The sequence below is a fragment of the Stenotrophomonas sp. pho genome (assembly GCF_006228405.1).
Classification (GTDB): Bacteria; Pseudomonadota; Gammaproteobacteria; order Xanthomonadales; family Xanthomonadaceae; genus Stenotrophomonas; species Stenotrophomonas sepilia.
Genome location: NZ_CP029759.1, coordinates 22,800 through 35,801, shown reverse-complemented (window position 1 = coordinate 35,801; position 13,002 = coordinate 22,800). Strand labels below are relative to the sequence as shown.

At 67.1% G+C, this 13,002-nt stretch carries 11 protein-coding genes and 2 pseudogenes; 8 read left to right on the top strand and 5 right to left on the bottom strand.

What is annotated here, in order from left to right; all coding sequences use genetic code 11:
* The first annotated feature begins 146 nt into the window (after positions 1-146).
* Together DL544_RS00160 and DL544_RS00155 are read left to right on the top strand one after the other, a co-directional pair.
* Entirely contained in the window at positions 147-1,163 is a 1,017-nt protein-coding gene (locus DL544_RS00160) for a TIGR00266 family protein (RefSeq protein ID WP_005421115.1), read from the top strand.
* A gap of 234 nt (positions 1,164-1,397) precedes the next feature.
* Positions 1,398-2,390 carry a patatin-like phospholipase family protein gene (locus tag DL544_RS00155; protein ID WP_053496711.1) on the top strand — a complete coding sequence of 331 codons (993 nt, stop codon included), beginning with the start codon at positions 1,398-1,400 and terminating at the stop codon, positions 2,388-2,390.
* Between the two features lie 39 nt (positions 2,391-2,429).
* Here the strand turns inward: DL544_RS00155 and DL544_RS00150 are convergent, their stop codons facing one another.
* Complete coding sequence (locus tag DL544_RS00150; protein WP_005411782.1) at positions 2,430-2,915, bottom strand: Lrp/AsnC family transcriptional regulator; 486 nt, start codon at positions 2,913-2,915, stop codon at positions 2,430-2,432.
* Between the two features lie 125 nt (positions 2,916-3,040).
* Between DL544_RS00150 and phhA the strand changes: the two are divergent.
* Positions 3,041-3,933, top strand: a pseudogene (gene phhA, locus DL544_RS00145) (phenylalanine 4-monooxygenase).
* Between the two features lie 105 nt (positions 3,934-4,038).
* Here phhA and DL544_RS00140 read toward each other — a convergent pair.
* Positions 4,039-5,094, bottom strand: a complete 1,056-nt coding sequence (locus DL544_RS00140) for a LacI family DNA-binding transcriptional regulator (RefSeq protein WP_065186796.1) — start codon at positions 5,092-5,094, stop codon at positions 4,039-4,041.
* Positions 5,095-5,333: 239 nt separating this feature from the next.
* Between DL544_RS00140 and DL544_RS00135 the strand changes: the two are divergent.
* The 4 genes and pseudogenes from DL544_RS00135 to DL544_RS00120 all read left to right on the top strand — a co-directional run bounded on the left by DL544_RS00135 (position 5,334) and on the right by DL544_RS00120 (position 8,340).
* Positions 5,334-5,923, top strand: a pseudogene (locus DL544_RS00135) (cysteine dioxygenase family protein).
* 111 nt (positions 5,924-6,034) lie between these two features.
* Entirely contained in the window at positions 6,035-6,673 is a 639-nt protein-coding gene (eda, locus tag DL544_RS00130; protein ID WP_065186797.1) for a bifunctional 4-hydroxy-2-oxoglutarate aldolase/2-dehydro-3-deoxy-phosphogluconate aldolase, read from the top strand.
* Between the two features lie 96 nt (positions 6,674-6,769).
* On the top strand, positions 6,770-7,798 hold the full coding sequence (adhP, locus tag DL544_RS00125; RefSeq protein WP_065179057.1) for an alcohol dehydrogenase AdhP: 1,029 nt from the start codon (positions 6,770-6,772) through the stop codon (positions 7,796-7,798).
* Between the two features lie 149 nt (positions 7,799-7,947).
* On the top strand, positions 7,948-8,340 hold the full coding sequence (locus tag DL544_RS00120; RefSeq protein ID WP_065179065.1) for a hypothetical protein: 393 nt from the start codon (positions 7,948-7,950) through the stop codon (positions 8,338-8,340).
* A 71-nt stretch (positions 8,341-8,411) separates the two neighbouring features.
* Here DL544_RS00120 and ligD read toward each other — a convergent pair whose 3' ends face one another.
* The 3 genes from ligD to DL544_RS00105 all read right to left on the bottom strand — a co-directional run bounded on the left by ligD (position 8,412) and on the right by DL544_RS00105 (position 12,385).
* Complete coding sequence (gene ligD, locus DL544_RS00115; protein ID WP_139726555.1) at positions 8,412-10,898, bottom strand: DNA ligase D; 2,487 nt, start codon at positions 10,896-10,898, stop codon at positions 8,412-8,414.
* 3 nt (positions 10,899-10,901) lie between these two features.
* Entirely contained in the window at positions 10,902-11,822 is a 921-nt protein-coding gene (gene ku / locus DL544_RS00110; protein WP_005411774.1) for a non-homologous end joining protein Ku, read from the bottom strand.
* 164 nt (positions 11,823-11,986) lie between these two features.
* The gene (locus DL544_RS00105) at positions 11,987-12,385 is read right to left on the bottom strand and encodes a hypothetical protein (RefSeq protein WP_049402954.1); all 399 of its coding nucleotides are present in this window, start codon (positions 12,383-12,385) and stop codon (positions 11,987-11,989) included.
* A gap of 145 nt (positions 12,386-12,530) precedes the next feature.
* Between DL544_RS00105 and DL544_RS00100 the strand changes: the two genes are divergently transcribed.
* Positions 12,531-12,875 (top strand): hypothetical protein, encoded by a 345-nt coding sequence (locus tag DL544_RS00100; protein ID WP_053496719.1) that lies wholly within the window; start codon positions 12,531-12,533, stop codon positions 12,873-12,875.
* Positions 12,876-13,002 lie beyond the last annotated feature (127 nt).

Here is a 13,002-nt window from a genome sequence, read left to right as displayed (position 1 = left end):
GTTTGGAGGGGTGGTAAAACGGCGCTACCAGATAATTGTTGCAATACAGCACCTGCCCCGCAAATGCCGGCCGTTCATGGCCCCGTCGCCCTGCCCCCGGGGCGCTCGCTAGACTCGGGGTTTTCCAGCGCCGCGGAGCCGCCGCAATGACCCAGTGGTACTTCCATGCCTCGGCCCAGGCCGACCGAATCGGACCGCTCGATGACCCGGCCGCGCGCCGTTACGCGCAGGCCAACCCGCGCGCGCTGGCCTGGTGCCAGGGCATGAGCGGATGGACCTCGATTGCCGAAGTGCCTGAACTGCAATCCGCGGCCCCGGGCATGCCCCACACCCCACCCCCGGTCCCCGCCGCCGCCAGCGGCCGCGCCGACGACATCGAATTCCGCATCGTCGGCCATGAAATGCAGTTCGTGGAAATCGAGCTTGATCCCGGCGAGAGCGCCATTGCCGAGGCCGGCGCGCTGATGTTCAAGGACGCCACGGTGCAGATGGATACCGTGTTCGGCGCCGCCAATGGCGACCAGGGCGGCGGCTTCATGGGCAAGGTGATGGCTGCCGGCAAGCGCGTACTGACCGGCGAAAGCCTGTTCGCCACCGTCTACACCCAGAGCGGCCATGGCAAGGGCAAGGTCGCCTTCGCTGCGCCCTACCCTGGGACGGTGCTGGCGATGAAGCTGGACCAGCACGGCGGCCGCCTGATCTGCCAGAAGGACAGTTTCCTGGCCGGCGCGCGCGGCGTGCAGATCGGCGTGCAGTTCCAGCGCAAGATCATGACCGGCCTGTTCGGGGGCGAGGGTTTCATCATGCAGAAACTGGAGGGCGACGGCTGGGTGTTCATCCACGCCGGCGGCTGCGTGGTGGAGCGCGAGCTGGCCGCCGGCGAACGCCTGGACGTGGATACCGGCTGCGTGGTGGCCTACCACCCGACGGTGGACATGGACGTGCGTCGGGTGGCCGGCATCAAGAGCATGCTGTTCGGCGGCGAAGGGGTGTTCCTGGCCACGTTGACCGGCCCCGGCAAGGTCTGGCTGCAGTCGCTGCCGTTCTCACGCCTGGCCGGCCGCATGTGGATGGCCGCACCGCAGGGCGGCGGCCAGAGCCGCGGCGAAGGCTCGGTGCTGGGCGGCCTGGGCCGGATGCTGGATGGTGACAACCGGTTCTGACCGCCTCCGGTCGTGCCGGCCGCTGGCCGGCAACCTCATGGACCTTGGCGCGCATCCCGGTAGTGCCGGCCGCTGGCCGGCAGCCCCGTGGACCGTTGCCAGTTTCCCTATGGTTGCCGGCCAGCGGCCGGCACTACCTTTATGAATGGGCGATATTTCCCACCCTGCCCGCCCCGCCGCGGCTTCGGTATGCTGGCGCCCTTTCCTGAATCCGGCGCCGCGCGCGCACTGCCGATGAGCCTGTTCCGCCCCCGCATGCTGCTGTCCGTCGCCCTGATCGGCCTGCTGGCCGGCTGCGGTGGCGATCCGGTCCGCCCCACGCCGCCGCCTGCGCCGACCGTGGTCCCGCAGGCCAAGCCGGTGAAGATCGGCATCGCCCTGGGCGGCGGCGCGGCCAAAGGCTTTGCCCATATCGGCGTGATCAAGATGCTGGAGGCCAACGGCTTCGAGCCGGCCGTGGTCGCCGGCACCAGCGCCGGCAGCGTGGTCGGCGCCCTGTATGCCAGCGGCATGGATGCCTTCCAGATGCAGAGCAAGGCCGTCGCGCTGGACGAAGCCAGCATCCGCGATGTGCGCCTGTTCTCCGGTGGCCTGGTGCAGGGCCAGAAGCTGCAGGACTACGTCAACGAGCAGGTCGCCAACCGTCCCGCCGAGCGCCTGAAGAAGCCGTTCGCCGCCGTCGCCACCCAGCTCGAAACCGGCGAGCGCGCAATCTTCGTGCGCGGCAACGTCGGCCAGGCAGTGCGCGCGTCGAGCAGCATTCCCGGTGTGTTCGAGCCGGTGAAGATCGGCGGCCGCAACTACATCGATGGTGGCGTGGTCAGCCCGGTGCCGGTGGATGCCGCACGCCAGCTCGGCGCCGACTTCGTGATCGCCGTGGACATCTCCAGCAAGGCCAGCGGCAAGGCGCCGACCGACATGCTGGGCATCGTCAACCAGTCCATCTCGATCATGGGCCAGCGCCTGGGCGAGCAGGAACTGGCGCGCGCCGACATCGTCATCCGCCCGAAGGTACTGGACATCGGTGCCGCCGATTTCAGCCAGCGTGGCACCGCGATCCTGGAAGGCGAAAAGGCTGCGATGGCAGCGATGCCGCAGATCCGCGCCAGGATCCAGCAGCTGCAGCGCGCGCGCGCCGCAGCAGCCGCACCGGCACCGGTGGCCGCGCCGAAGTGCGAGGAAGCCTCGCGCCTGGGCAAGCTGATGGGCCGCAAGGACAAGTGCTGATCCATTGAAGTCAGGCCACCGGGCCCGCTCGGTGGTTGCTCAGGACTCCAGCTGCGACAGCGGCAACGCCTGGAAGCCCTTCACCGTGCGCAGCACGAAGCTGGAATTGGCATCGGCCACGCCACCGGCATTGAGCAGCCGGTCCAGCAGGAAGCGCGAGAAGTGCTCCAGGTCGCGCACGTAGACGTGCAGCAGGTAGTCCATGTCACCCGTCAGTGCGTGGCAGGCCACCACCTCGTCCCACGCCTGCACGCTGTCCACGAAGTGGCCGATGGCGGCCTGGTCGTGCTTTTCCAGCTGCACGCGCACGAAGGCCTGCAGGCCCAGCCGCAGCTGCCGTGGCTCCAGCCGCGCGCCATAGCCGACGATCACGCCCTCGCTTTCCAGCCGCTGCAACCGCCGCAGGCAGGCCGAAGGAGAGAGATTCACCCGCGCCGCCAGTTCGGCGTTGGTGGCGCGCCCATCCCGCTGGATTTCGGCCAGCAGGCGTATATCCGTGCGATCGAACTGGACTTCTCCGGCCATTGTTGCCCCGCAACATGGTGAGTACGCAAGGATATTGCGCCAACAAGGCCAATCGGCGCAACTTTTGCAACCCTGTTGCGCGTCCCCTGCCCTAGCATCATGGGTATCCCATCCAGGAGTGCCGCATGGACCTCGCCCAGCCCCGCCGCGTCGAACACCAGCAGACCGACAAGGGCTACGTGCCGGTGTATACCACCGCGCTCGTCGAGCAGCCATGGGACACTTACAGCGCCGACGACCACGCGACCTGGAGCACGCTTTACCAGCGCCAGCGCGAGCTGCTGGTCGGCCGTGCCTGCCAGGAGTTTCTGGATGCGCAGGACGAGATGGGCATGAGCGCACACATGATTCCGCGCTTCGACCAGCTCAACGAAGTGCTGGGCGCGGCCACCGGCTGGACCCTGGTCGGGGTTGAAGGCCTGTTGCCGGAACTGGATTTCTTCGACCATCTGGCCAACCGCCGTTTCCCGGTGACCTGGTGGATCCGTCGCCCGGACCAGATCGACTACATCGCCGAGCCGGACCTGTTCCACGATCTGTTCGGCCACGTACCGCTGCTGATGAACCCGGTGTTCGCCGACTACATGGAGGCGTACGGCCGCGGTGGCGTCAAAGCGCATGCGATCGGTCCGGATGCGCTGCAGAACCTGACCCGCCTGTACTGGTACACCGTGGAGTTCGGCCTGATCGACACGCCCGAGGGCCTGCGCATCTACGGTGCCGGCATTGTGTCGTCGAAGGGCGAGTCGCTGTACTCGCTGGAATCGGCCGCGCCCAACCGCATCGGCTTCGACCTGCAGCGGATCATGCGCACGAAGTACCGCATCGACACCTTCCAGAAGACCTACTTCGTCATCGACAGCTTCGAACAGCTCATGCAGGCGACCTCGCCGGACTTCACCCGATCTACGCGGCCCTGGCCAACCAGGCGCATCTGCCGGCCGGTGAAGTGCAGGGCGACGACCGCGTGTTCCAGAAGGGCACCGGCGAAGGCTGGGCCGACGGCGGCGACGTGTAAGCACACAACGCGCACGGCTTTGCACTGAAAACGGCGCACATGGGTGCGCCGCTTTCGTTGTTGCCTGCCTGCGCCACTGCAGCGGCGCAGGCGAGGGCAGGACACTCAGCCATCCACGGCCCGGCAGGAACCGCGCACCATCAACTGCGGATGCACGCTGGCCGCGGTCGGTGCGTCGGGCACGTCGGCCTGGACCAGCATGGCGGCGGCGGTGCGGCCGATGTCGGAAACGTGGCGCCGCACCGACGTCAGCGGCGGCCACAGCCGCGATGCCAACGGGCTGTCGTCGTAGCTGACGATCGACAACTGCTGCGGCACCGCGATGCCTGCACGCAATGCCACCTGGTACACACCTGCGGCGATTTCGTCGTTGCCGGCGAAAATCGCACTGGGGCGTTGCTCGCCCATCAGCAGCCGTTCGGCGGCATGCACGCCGGACTCGAAGGTGTCGCCCGCTTCCAGCACGCGCTCGCCGGGCAGGGTCAGGCCGACCTGCGCCAGCCGATCAAGGAAACCATGCGTCCGTTCGCGCGCGGCACGCCGGTCACCCGGTCCGGTGATCACCGCGATGTCGCGGTGGCCAAGCGAAAGCAGGTAGCCCGCCGCAGCGGCAGCACCATCGCGGTCATGGGTGACCACGGCATGGTTCTCATCCTCCGAGGCATGCGCGTTGATGCGCACGTAGCGGCAGTCGATGTCATCGAGCATCTGCGCCAGCGCAGCCGATTCGGACGCACGCGGCCCCAGGATCACGCCGTGCAGCTTCTGCTGCTGCACGAAACGGCGCACGCCCTGCGGGCATTCCGGATCCTGGCTGTCGCAGGGGTGCACCACCAGCTCATAGCCAGTGCCGCGCAGCGCGTCCAGCGCGCCGTGCTGCAGGTCGACGATGCATTGGGCACCCGGATCGTCATACACCAGGCCGATCAGGAAGGAGCGGCGGAATGCCAGCCCGCGCGCGAGAGGATCGGGCACGTAACCGACCTCGCGCATCAACGCCTCGACCTTGTCGCGGGTGTCCTTGCGCACCAGCGGCGAGTTGTTGATGATTCTTGAAACCGTTTTCTTGGAAACTCCCGACAGTCGTGCGATGTCGTTGATCGTGGCAGCCTTGCCCTTCGATGCCGGCAACGCGGCATCGCTAATAGTTCGCACTGACATGTATAGAACCAGGTAAGTCGGAGAATTCTAGCCTTGCGCCCGTCGGGCGCGAAGTTGCGGAATGTCGCAGCGGATCTGAATCGTGTCGTGTTCGACAGGTTCTGCTGCGCAAGGTTCCATTGTGATCGCTCTACTGCTTCTGCATCTGAACCGTTCTTCCGCGCGTATTCACCCTGGATGTGGACGCGACGCGCGCGAACGCCAACATTCCCTTAACCATGCTCCGCTACATTCGAGGCATGGACCTGCAGACTTCTCCGTTTCCGCCGTTCCGCGGCCGCGACCGGTTGATCGCCGCAGTCGACGCGGCGATGAGCTCCGGTGATCCCGAGCGCATCACGGCCGACCTGCAGCTGGCGCTGCAGGAAGCCATAACCGACAACCGCATCGAGTTGCCCGAATGCGTGCATCGGCCGGTCAGTGATCATTACGCGCGACGTCCGCTGTACCACAGCCGCGAACACGGCTACAGCGTGATTGCCATGAGCTGGGGCCCAGGGCAGGGCACGCCGCTGCACGACCACGATGCCATGTGGTGTGTGGAGGGCGTGTGGTTGGGCGAGCTGGAGATCACCCGTTACGAGCTGCTGGAGTGCGCCGGCGAGCGCTGGCGCTTCCGCCGCCACGCCGCGCTGCGCGGGGGCTGCGGCAGTGCCGGCAGCCTGATCCCCCGCATGAGTACCACACCCTGCGCAATGCCAGCGATGAGGCACTGGCGATCTCGGTACACGTGTACGAGGCGCAGATGGAGCGCTCGGCGGTGTTCGATCCGCTCGGTGGCGACTGGTACCAGCGCCGCATCCAGGCGCTGCAGGCCGACCCGGCCTGAATCCGGCGCGGTGCGGAGCAGGGCACCATCGCGGTCCGCATGGCATCATGCGCCGCTGCGCTGCCGGCACCGGCAGCATCCGCGATGCCCTGGCGGGCAAGGAGCAAGACGATGTCCAGCGCTGATCCGCGCCTGCGCGCGCTGTTGAAGCTGGCACCGGTGATCCCGGTGTACACCCCCGAAGATGTGAATGAAGCGGTCGAAGTAGCCCAGGCACTGTTCCGTGGTGGGCTGCCGGTGATCGAGGTGACCCTGCGCACGCCGCAGGCGCTGGATGCGATCAAGGCCATGGTCGAGGCCGTGCCGGACGCGGTGATCGGTGCCGGCACCGTACTCAACGCCGCGCAGATGCAGGCGGCGAAGCAGGCCGGTGCGCGTTTTGCCGTTTCCCCCGGTGCCACGCCGGCACTGTATGCGGCCGCGCGTGATGCCGATCTGCCGTACCTGCCCGGTGCTGCCACCGCTTCGGACCTGATCCAGGGCCTGGAGCACGGCGCGGACACCTTCAAGTTCTTCCCGGCCGTGCAGGCCGGCGGCGCCGCGCTGCTGGCCGCCTGGCACGGCCCGTTCGCCGATGTGCGCTTCTGCCCGACCGGCGGCATCAGCGCGCAGACCGCGCCGCAGTTCCTGCACCTGCCCAACGTGCTGTGCGTGGGCGGTTCGTGGCTGACCACCCCGGCGCTGCTGCAGACCCGCGACTGGGACGCCATCGAGCGCCTGGCCCGCGAGGCCTCGGTGCTGGCCAGCTGAACCTGCTTCGCGGATCTTCAAAGGTTTGATCGTGATCAAAGCGCCGGCCTCGCGCCGGCGTCATTCTGTGGGCAAGCGCACTACGGAGATCCGAACATGAATTCCACCATGAAGGCCGCTGTCGTGCGTGAGTTCGGCAAGCCACTGGTGATCGAGGAAGTCTCGGTACCGCGCCCGGGGGCGGGCGAGGTACTGGTCAAGATCGAGGCTTGTGGCGTCTGCCACACCGACCTGCACGCCGCCGAGGGCGACTGGCCGGTGAAACCGAACCCGCCGTTCATCCCCGGCCACGAGGGCGTGGGGCACGTCGTGGCCGTGGGAGGCGGGGTAGGGCACGTCAAGGAAGGCGACAGGGTCGGCATCCCCTGGTTGTACTCGGCGTGTGGTCATTGCGAACACTGCCTGGGTGGCTGGGAAACACTGTGCGAGACGCAGCGCAACACCGGCTACTCGGTCAACGGCGGCTTCGCCGAGTACGCACTGGCCGATGCCAACTATGTCGGCCTGCTTCCGAAGGAGGTGGGCTTCGTCGAGATCGCGCCGGTGCTGTGCGCCGGCGTGACCGTCTACAAGGGCCTGAAGGTCACCGACACCAAGCCCGGTGACTGGGTGGCGATTTCCGGCATCGGTGGCTTGGGCCACATGGCCGTGCAGTATGCCCGTGCGATGGGCCTGAACGTGGCCGCAGTGGACGTGGACGACGCCAAGCTGGCACTGGCCCGCCAGCTGGGCGCGCAGGTCACCGTCAACGCGCGCACCACCGACCCGGCCGCGTTCCTCAGGAAGGAAATCGGCGGCGCCCACGGTGCGCTGGTCACCGCGGTATCGCCGAAGGCGTTCGAGCAGGCACTGGGCATGGTGCGCCGTGGCGGCACTGTCTCGCTCAATGGCCTGCCGCCCGGCAACTTCCCGCTGGACATCTTCGGCATGGTGCTCAACGGCATTACCGTGCGCGGCTCGATCGTCGGTACCCGCCTGGACCTGCAGGAATCGCTGCAGTTCGCCGCCGAGGGCAAGGTCGCGGCCACGGTCAGCACCGACCGCCTGGAAAACATCAACGACGTGTTCGCGCGCATGCATGCGGGCACCATCGAAGGCCGCGTGGTGCTCGACTTCGCCGCCTGACCGCCTGTGCATGGCCGCCGTCGCTCCGTCCCCCTCTCCCACGGACGCGGCGGCCATGCCGATTCATCGGATCGGATCCACACACATTTCGGTAGTGCCGGCCGCTGGCCGGCATGCCGGGTTCTCCGCCGCAGCCGTACAATGCGCGCATGCCTGGCGTGCTCAAGACCCTGTTCCTGTCCCTCGTTGCCCTGATCGGCGGTGTGCTGTCGCTTGCGCTGGTCAGCAGCGTCGCCAGCTGGCTGCCACCGTTGCTGGGCCTGTCGCCGGACAACAACAGCGTGCAGCTGGGCTGGGATCTCACCTTCAGCGTGCTCGGTGGCATCGCCGGGGTTTCCTTTGCCACCTATTACGCGCCCTGCTGGCCGCGATCGCACGGCTTCTCGATCTGGTCGCTGGTCGCGCTGGGCTGTGGCTACGCCATGTGGACGGCGGGTGCGGATTTCCCGTTCTGGTTCGTCATTTCACTGCTGGCGTCGCTGCCGTTGCAACTGCTGGCCGGCTGGTGGTTCGGCCGTCGTCCCTCGCGCGATCCGCGCTGAGCGCATGCAGGTAGTGCCGGCCGCTGGCCGGCAACCTCGGCCATCCTGCCGTTGCCGGCCAGCGGCCGGCACTACCGCTTCAGCGACGGCAGCGTCTGCTTCAACTGCGCGATGCCCTGCCATGGGTCACTCTTCAGGCGTTGCGCCCTCGCCAGCGCCTTGCCCATGGGAAATGCGTCGGCGGCACTGATACGAGCCAGTTCATCCCAGCGCAGCGGTACTGCCACACCGGCGGAATCGCGCGCACGCAACGACCACGAGCACACACTGGTGGCACCCCGCGTATTGCGCAGCCAGTCGATGAAAATGACGCCGCCACGCTTGGCCTTGCTCATTGTCGCCACGTAGCGGTCGGGCGCCCGCTCCGCCATCGCCCGGGCGAACGCCTCACAGAACGCCTTGGCCTGTTCCCAGTCGGCCTTGGGCCGCAGCGGCACCACCACGTGCACGCCCTTGCCACCGGACAGCCGCACGAAACTCTTCAGGCCGACTTCCTGCAGGCGGTCACGGACATCACGCGCAGCAGCTTTCACCTCTGCCCAACCCACCCCTTCACCGGGATCGAGGTCGAACACCAAGCGATCCGGGTGCTCGGGATCGGCCACGGTCGCGCCCCACGGATGCAGCTCCAGGGTGTTCATCTGCACCAGTTGCAGCAGGCCCCGCACATCGTCGATGTAGACGTAGTCCTCGCGGCCGCTCTTCTGCTGAAGGGGCACCGCGTGCACGGCATCGCCCAGGCCGGGGCCATGGTGCTTCTGGAAGAAGCAGGCCTTGCCCACGCCATCCGGGCAGCGCAGCAGTGACAAGGGCCGCCCGACAATTTCGGGCAGGATCCAGCGCGCCACGCGCTGGTAGTAGTCCGCCACGTCGCCCTTGCTGAGCTTCTGCCTTGGGAACACCACCCGCTCTGGATGGGTGATCTGGACCTCGCCCCCGGCTTCAGCACTCGAGACGGCCACTCCCAGGTCCTCCTTCTGCTTGTCGCTGCGCAGCCGCTTGAAACTGGCCTGGCGCAGCAGGCCTTCCTTGCCCCAGCCACGGAATGCCACCTCCGCCACCGTCACCGGCTTCACCCAGCGCACGCTGGCGGCGCGGAACGGCACGTGCGCCGGCAGCTGCAGCACAGGCGTCTTCACCGCCAACGGCTGCAGCGCCTTGTGCAGCGCGCGCAGGCTTTCGTCGTCGAAGCCGGTGCCAACGCGGCCCACATAGCGCAAGGCGCCCTTGTCCGGCGTCGCCAGCAGCAGCGAGCCGAACCCCACCCGGGAGCCCTTCGGTGCCGTGTAGCCGACAATCGCGAACTCGTCGGTGTCTTCGTGCTTCACCTTCACCCAGCTGCGTGCACGGGTGTTCACGTAGGGCGCATCCACCTGCTTGCTGACGATGCCTTCGAATCCCGCCTTGCCGCTGGCATCGAATACCTGCGGGCCATGGTCGATCACGTGCTCGCTGAAGGCCAGGGTTCCGGGCGTGGGACCGATGAGATCCTTCAGCAGCGCCTTGCGCTCCAGCAGCGGTGAACGACTGATGTCCACGCCGGCCACACCCGGCAGATCGAAAACGATGTAGCGCAACGGTTGCTTCGAACTCCCGTCGATCACGCGCTGCAGCGCGGCGAAGTCGCTGCGTCCATCCCGGCCCAGCACCACAAGCTCACCGTCCAGGCGCGCATCCCGCACCGGCAGTGCCTGCACGGCCTGTACCACCTCGGGGAAATCACCGGTCCAATCCAGGCCGTTGCGGGAGCGCAGCGTCACCTTGCCTTCGTGCAGATCGGCCAGCAGGCGATAGCCATCCCACTTGATCTCATGCAACCAGCGGTCGCCGTCCGGCGCACTGTCGCGATGATCGGTCAACTGCGGTTTGAATGCATGCGGGTAGGGTGCGTCACGTGCGCCGTGCAGTTGCAGCGCGCGTGCATGCCAGCGCACATCGGCCTTGGGTGTGGTCGTGCGTGCGACGAGTGCAGCTCGCGCCGTCTTGTCCGCGGAACGCTTCTTCGCCGCAGGTGTTCGTTTCGGCATCGGTGCCGTCAGCAGGTCATCCGCCTCCGCGTCGCGCGCTTCCCCGTCACCGCGCTTGATCAACAGCCACTGCACCTGGCGTCCCTTCATCGCGGTCCGCACCAGCTTCCAGCCACCGGCCAGGCGTTGTCCATGCAGCACGAAGTCGATCCTGCCCGCCGCCAGTGCCTGCAGTGGATCGCCTTCACAGGCCCAGGTGCCGTGATCGAAGACTTCCACGTGGCCCGCACCATAGTGACCTTCAGGAATGTCTCCCTCGAAACCGGCGTAGGACAACGGATGGTCTTCCACTTCCACGGCCAGCCGCTTTTCACCGACGCGTAGGGAAGGCCCCTTGGGCACCGCCCAGCTCTTCAGTACGCCGTCCATTTCCAGGCGGAAGTCATAGTGACGCGAGCTGGCATGGTGCAGCTGGATGACAAAGGTCGGCCGCCGCTTCGGGTCGCCCGGTGCGGGCGTGTCGTCCGGCTCCGTTGTCTGCCCGGCGCCACCGCCAAGCCGGCGTTTGCGCCGATACTGGTGCAACGACATGGCTCACCCCGCCTTGCGTCGGGGTGCGGTCTTCTTTGCAGCCTTCTTCGTTGTCTTCTTTGCGGCCTTCTTCACTGGCGACTTGGCGGCTGCTTTGCGCGTTGCGGCCTTCTTCGCTGGCGTTCGCTTGTTCGCATCCAGGCTCTTCTGCAGCAGCGCCATGAAGTCGACCACATTGGTACTGGCGTCCTCGCGCGGTGCCGGCTCATCGTCCACCCGCGTGGTGCCGCCCTTGGACTTGATGCGCTTGTTCAACACCTGCTGCAGGCGCTCGCGGAATTCATCGTGGTACTGCGACGGATCCCAATCGCCGGCCATCGACTCGATCAACTGCTCGGCCATCGCCGTTTCCTTGCTGGTGATGCGATAGTCGGACAGCTTGCCGGTGGGCAGCTTGTAGTCCTCGGGATCCACCAGTTCCTGCGGATAGCGCAGGATCATCAGCACCAGTGCGTCCTCATGCGGCATCACCGCACACAGGTATTCGCGCGTACGCACCACCACCCGCGCGATGCCCACCTTGCCGGTGCTGCGCAACGTTTCGCGCAGCAGCACATAGCCCTTCTCGGCCTTCTTGCCGGGCACCAGCAGATACGGTTTCTCGTAATAGCGCGGGTCGATCTGCGCCGCATCCACGAATGATTCCACCTCCACCGCTTCGTGGCTTTCAGGCGCGGCCGAGCGGATATCACCTTCCTCCAGCACGACATAACTGCCCTTGTCGTACTCATAGGCTTTGACGATGTCCTTCCAGGGCACCTCCTCGCCGGTGTCGGCGTTGACCCGTTCGAAACGGATCGGTTTGCGATCGCGGGAATCGAGCATGCGGAACTGCAGGTCGACCTTGCGTTCGCCGGACATCAGCGACACCGGCACGTTGAGCAGGCCAAACGACAGCGTGCCGGTCCAGATCGGGCGGGCCATGGGCGTACCTTTGGCGGGGCAGGGCATCCAGCTTCGGATGGGCGGTGTAAACCACCCGTGTCGATACCGTGCACGTGGGTTCTACGCAGATGCGGTAGTGCCGGCCGCTGGCCGGCAGAGCTCGCGGCCTGAAGTTTCCTGGGGTTGCCGGCCAGCGGCCGGCACTACTGCAGCAACGGCCTCACCGCCGCCGCCGGAATATGGTCCAGCGCGCGCCAGGCGTCTTCCACCACCGGCCGCGCCTGCGACCAGCCCAAGCGTGACTGCCCGCGCATCTGTTCCCAGTGCTCGGCCAGTTCCTCGCAGGTATCGGCGGCATCACCGCGTGGCCAATCCGCGGCATGCGTGGTCAACGCGAAGGCATACACCGGGCACAGGTCGCGCCAGTTCCGGTGGCTCTGCCCGCGGCGCTCCTCGTAGTCGCTGAGCATGTACTGCAGGTAGTCCTGCGCCACCGCCTGGGGGTCTTCATGGCGACGCGTACGGCGCTGCGCGCTGCGCTGGCCGAGCGGATCGAGCAGGGCGTTGAACACGGACGTTGCGGGTCGTTCAAGACGGGGCATGGCCGGCTCCTGCAGCGGGGGCGGGTGGGCAGGAATACGCGCGGTGCCGTTACCGGGGGTGAGCGAGATGTTCATGACGCCGGGTTCGCGGCGGCTTTACCTGTGGCGCGGTGTAGTGGGAGCCCCGAGCGCAGGTAGCCAGACCATGAGCCGAGAGAATTCCCGAGACCCGTTGCGGGAAAACCACCCGCCCATTCCCGGTGAACAGCGCGGCAAGCGCGATGCCGACAATGCCGACTACCGCGGCACCGGCGCACCTTTCTACGACGCCGAGCACGGTGGCGACCATCTGCCGGTGAAGCACGAGGCTGAACAGGCCGCCCAGGACCGCAAGGATGGCGGCGACCGCCATCGCGGCGGCCAGGAAAGCCCGCTCAAACGTCGCGAACGCAAGCAGCGCGCCAGCGACAACCAGGACGAGGCGCTGGAGGAGACCTTCCCGGCCAGCGACCCGACCTCGCCGTTCGTACCGGCCAAGGCGCCCGACTGACGGGTAGTGCCGGCCCCTGGCCGGCAACCCCCTGACGCCCTGCGCGGCGCGATGCCGGCCAAGGCCCCGATTTACGGGTAGTGCCAGCCGCTGGCCGGCAACCTCCTGCCGTCGTGCACGGCGCGAT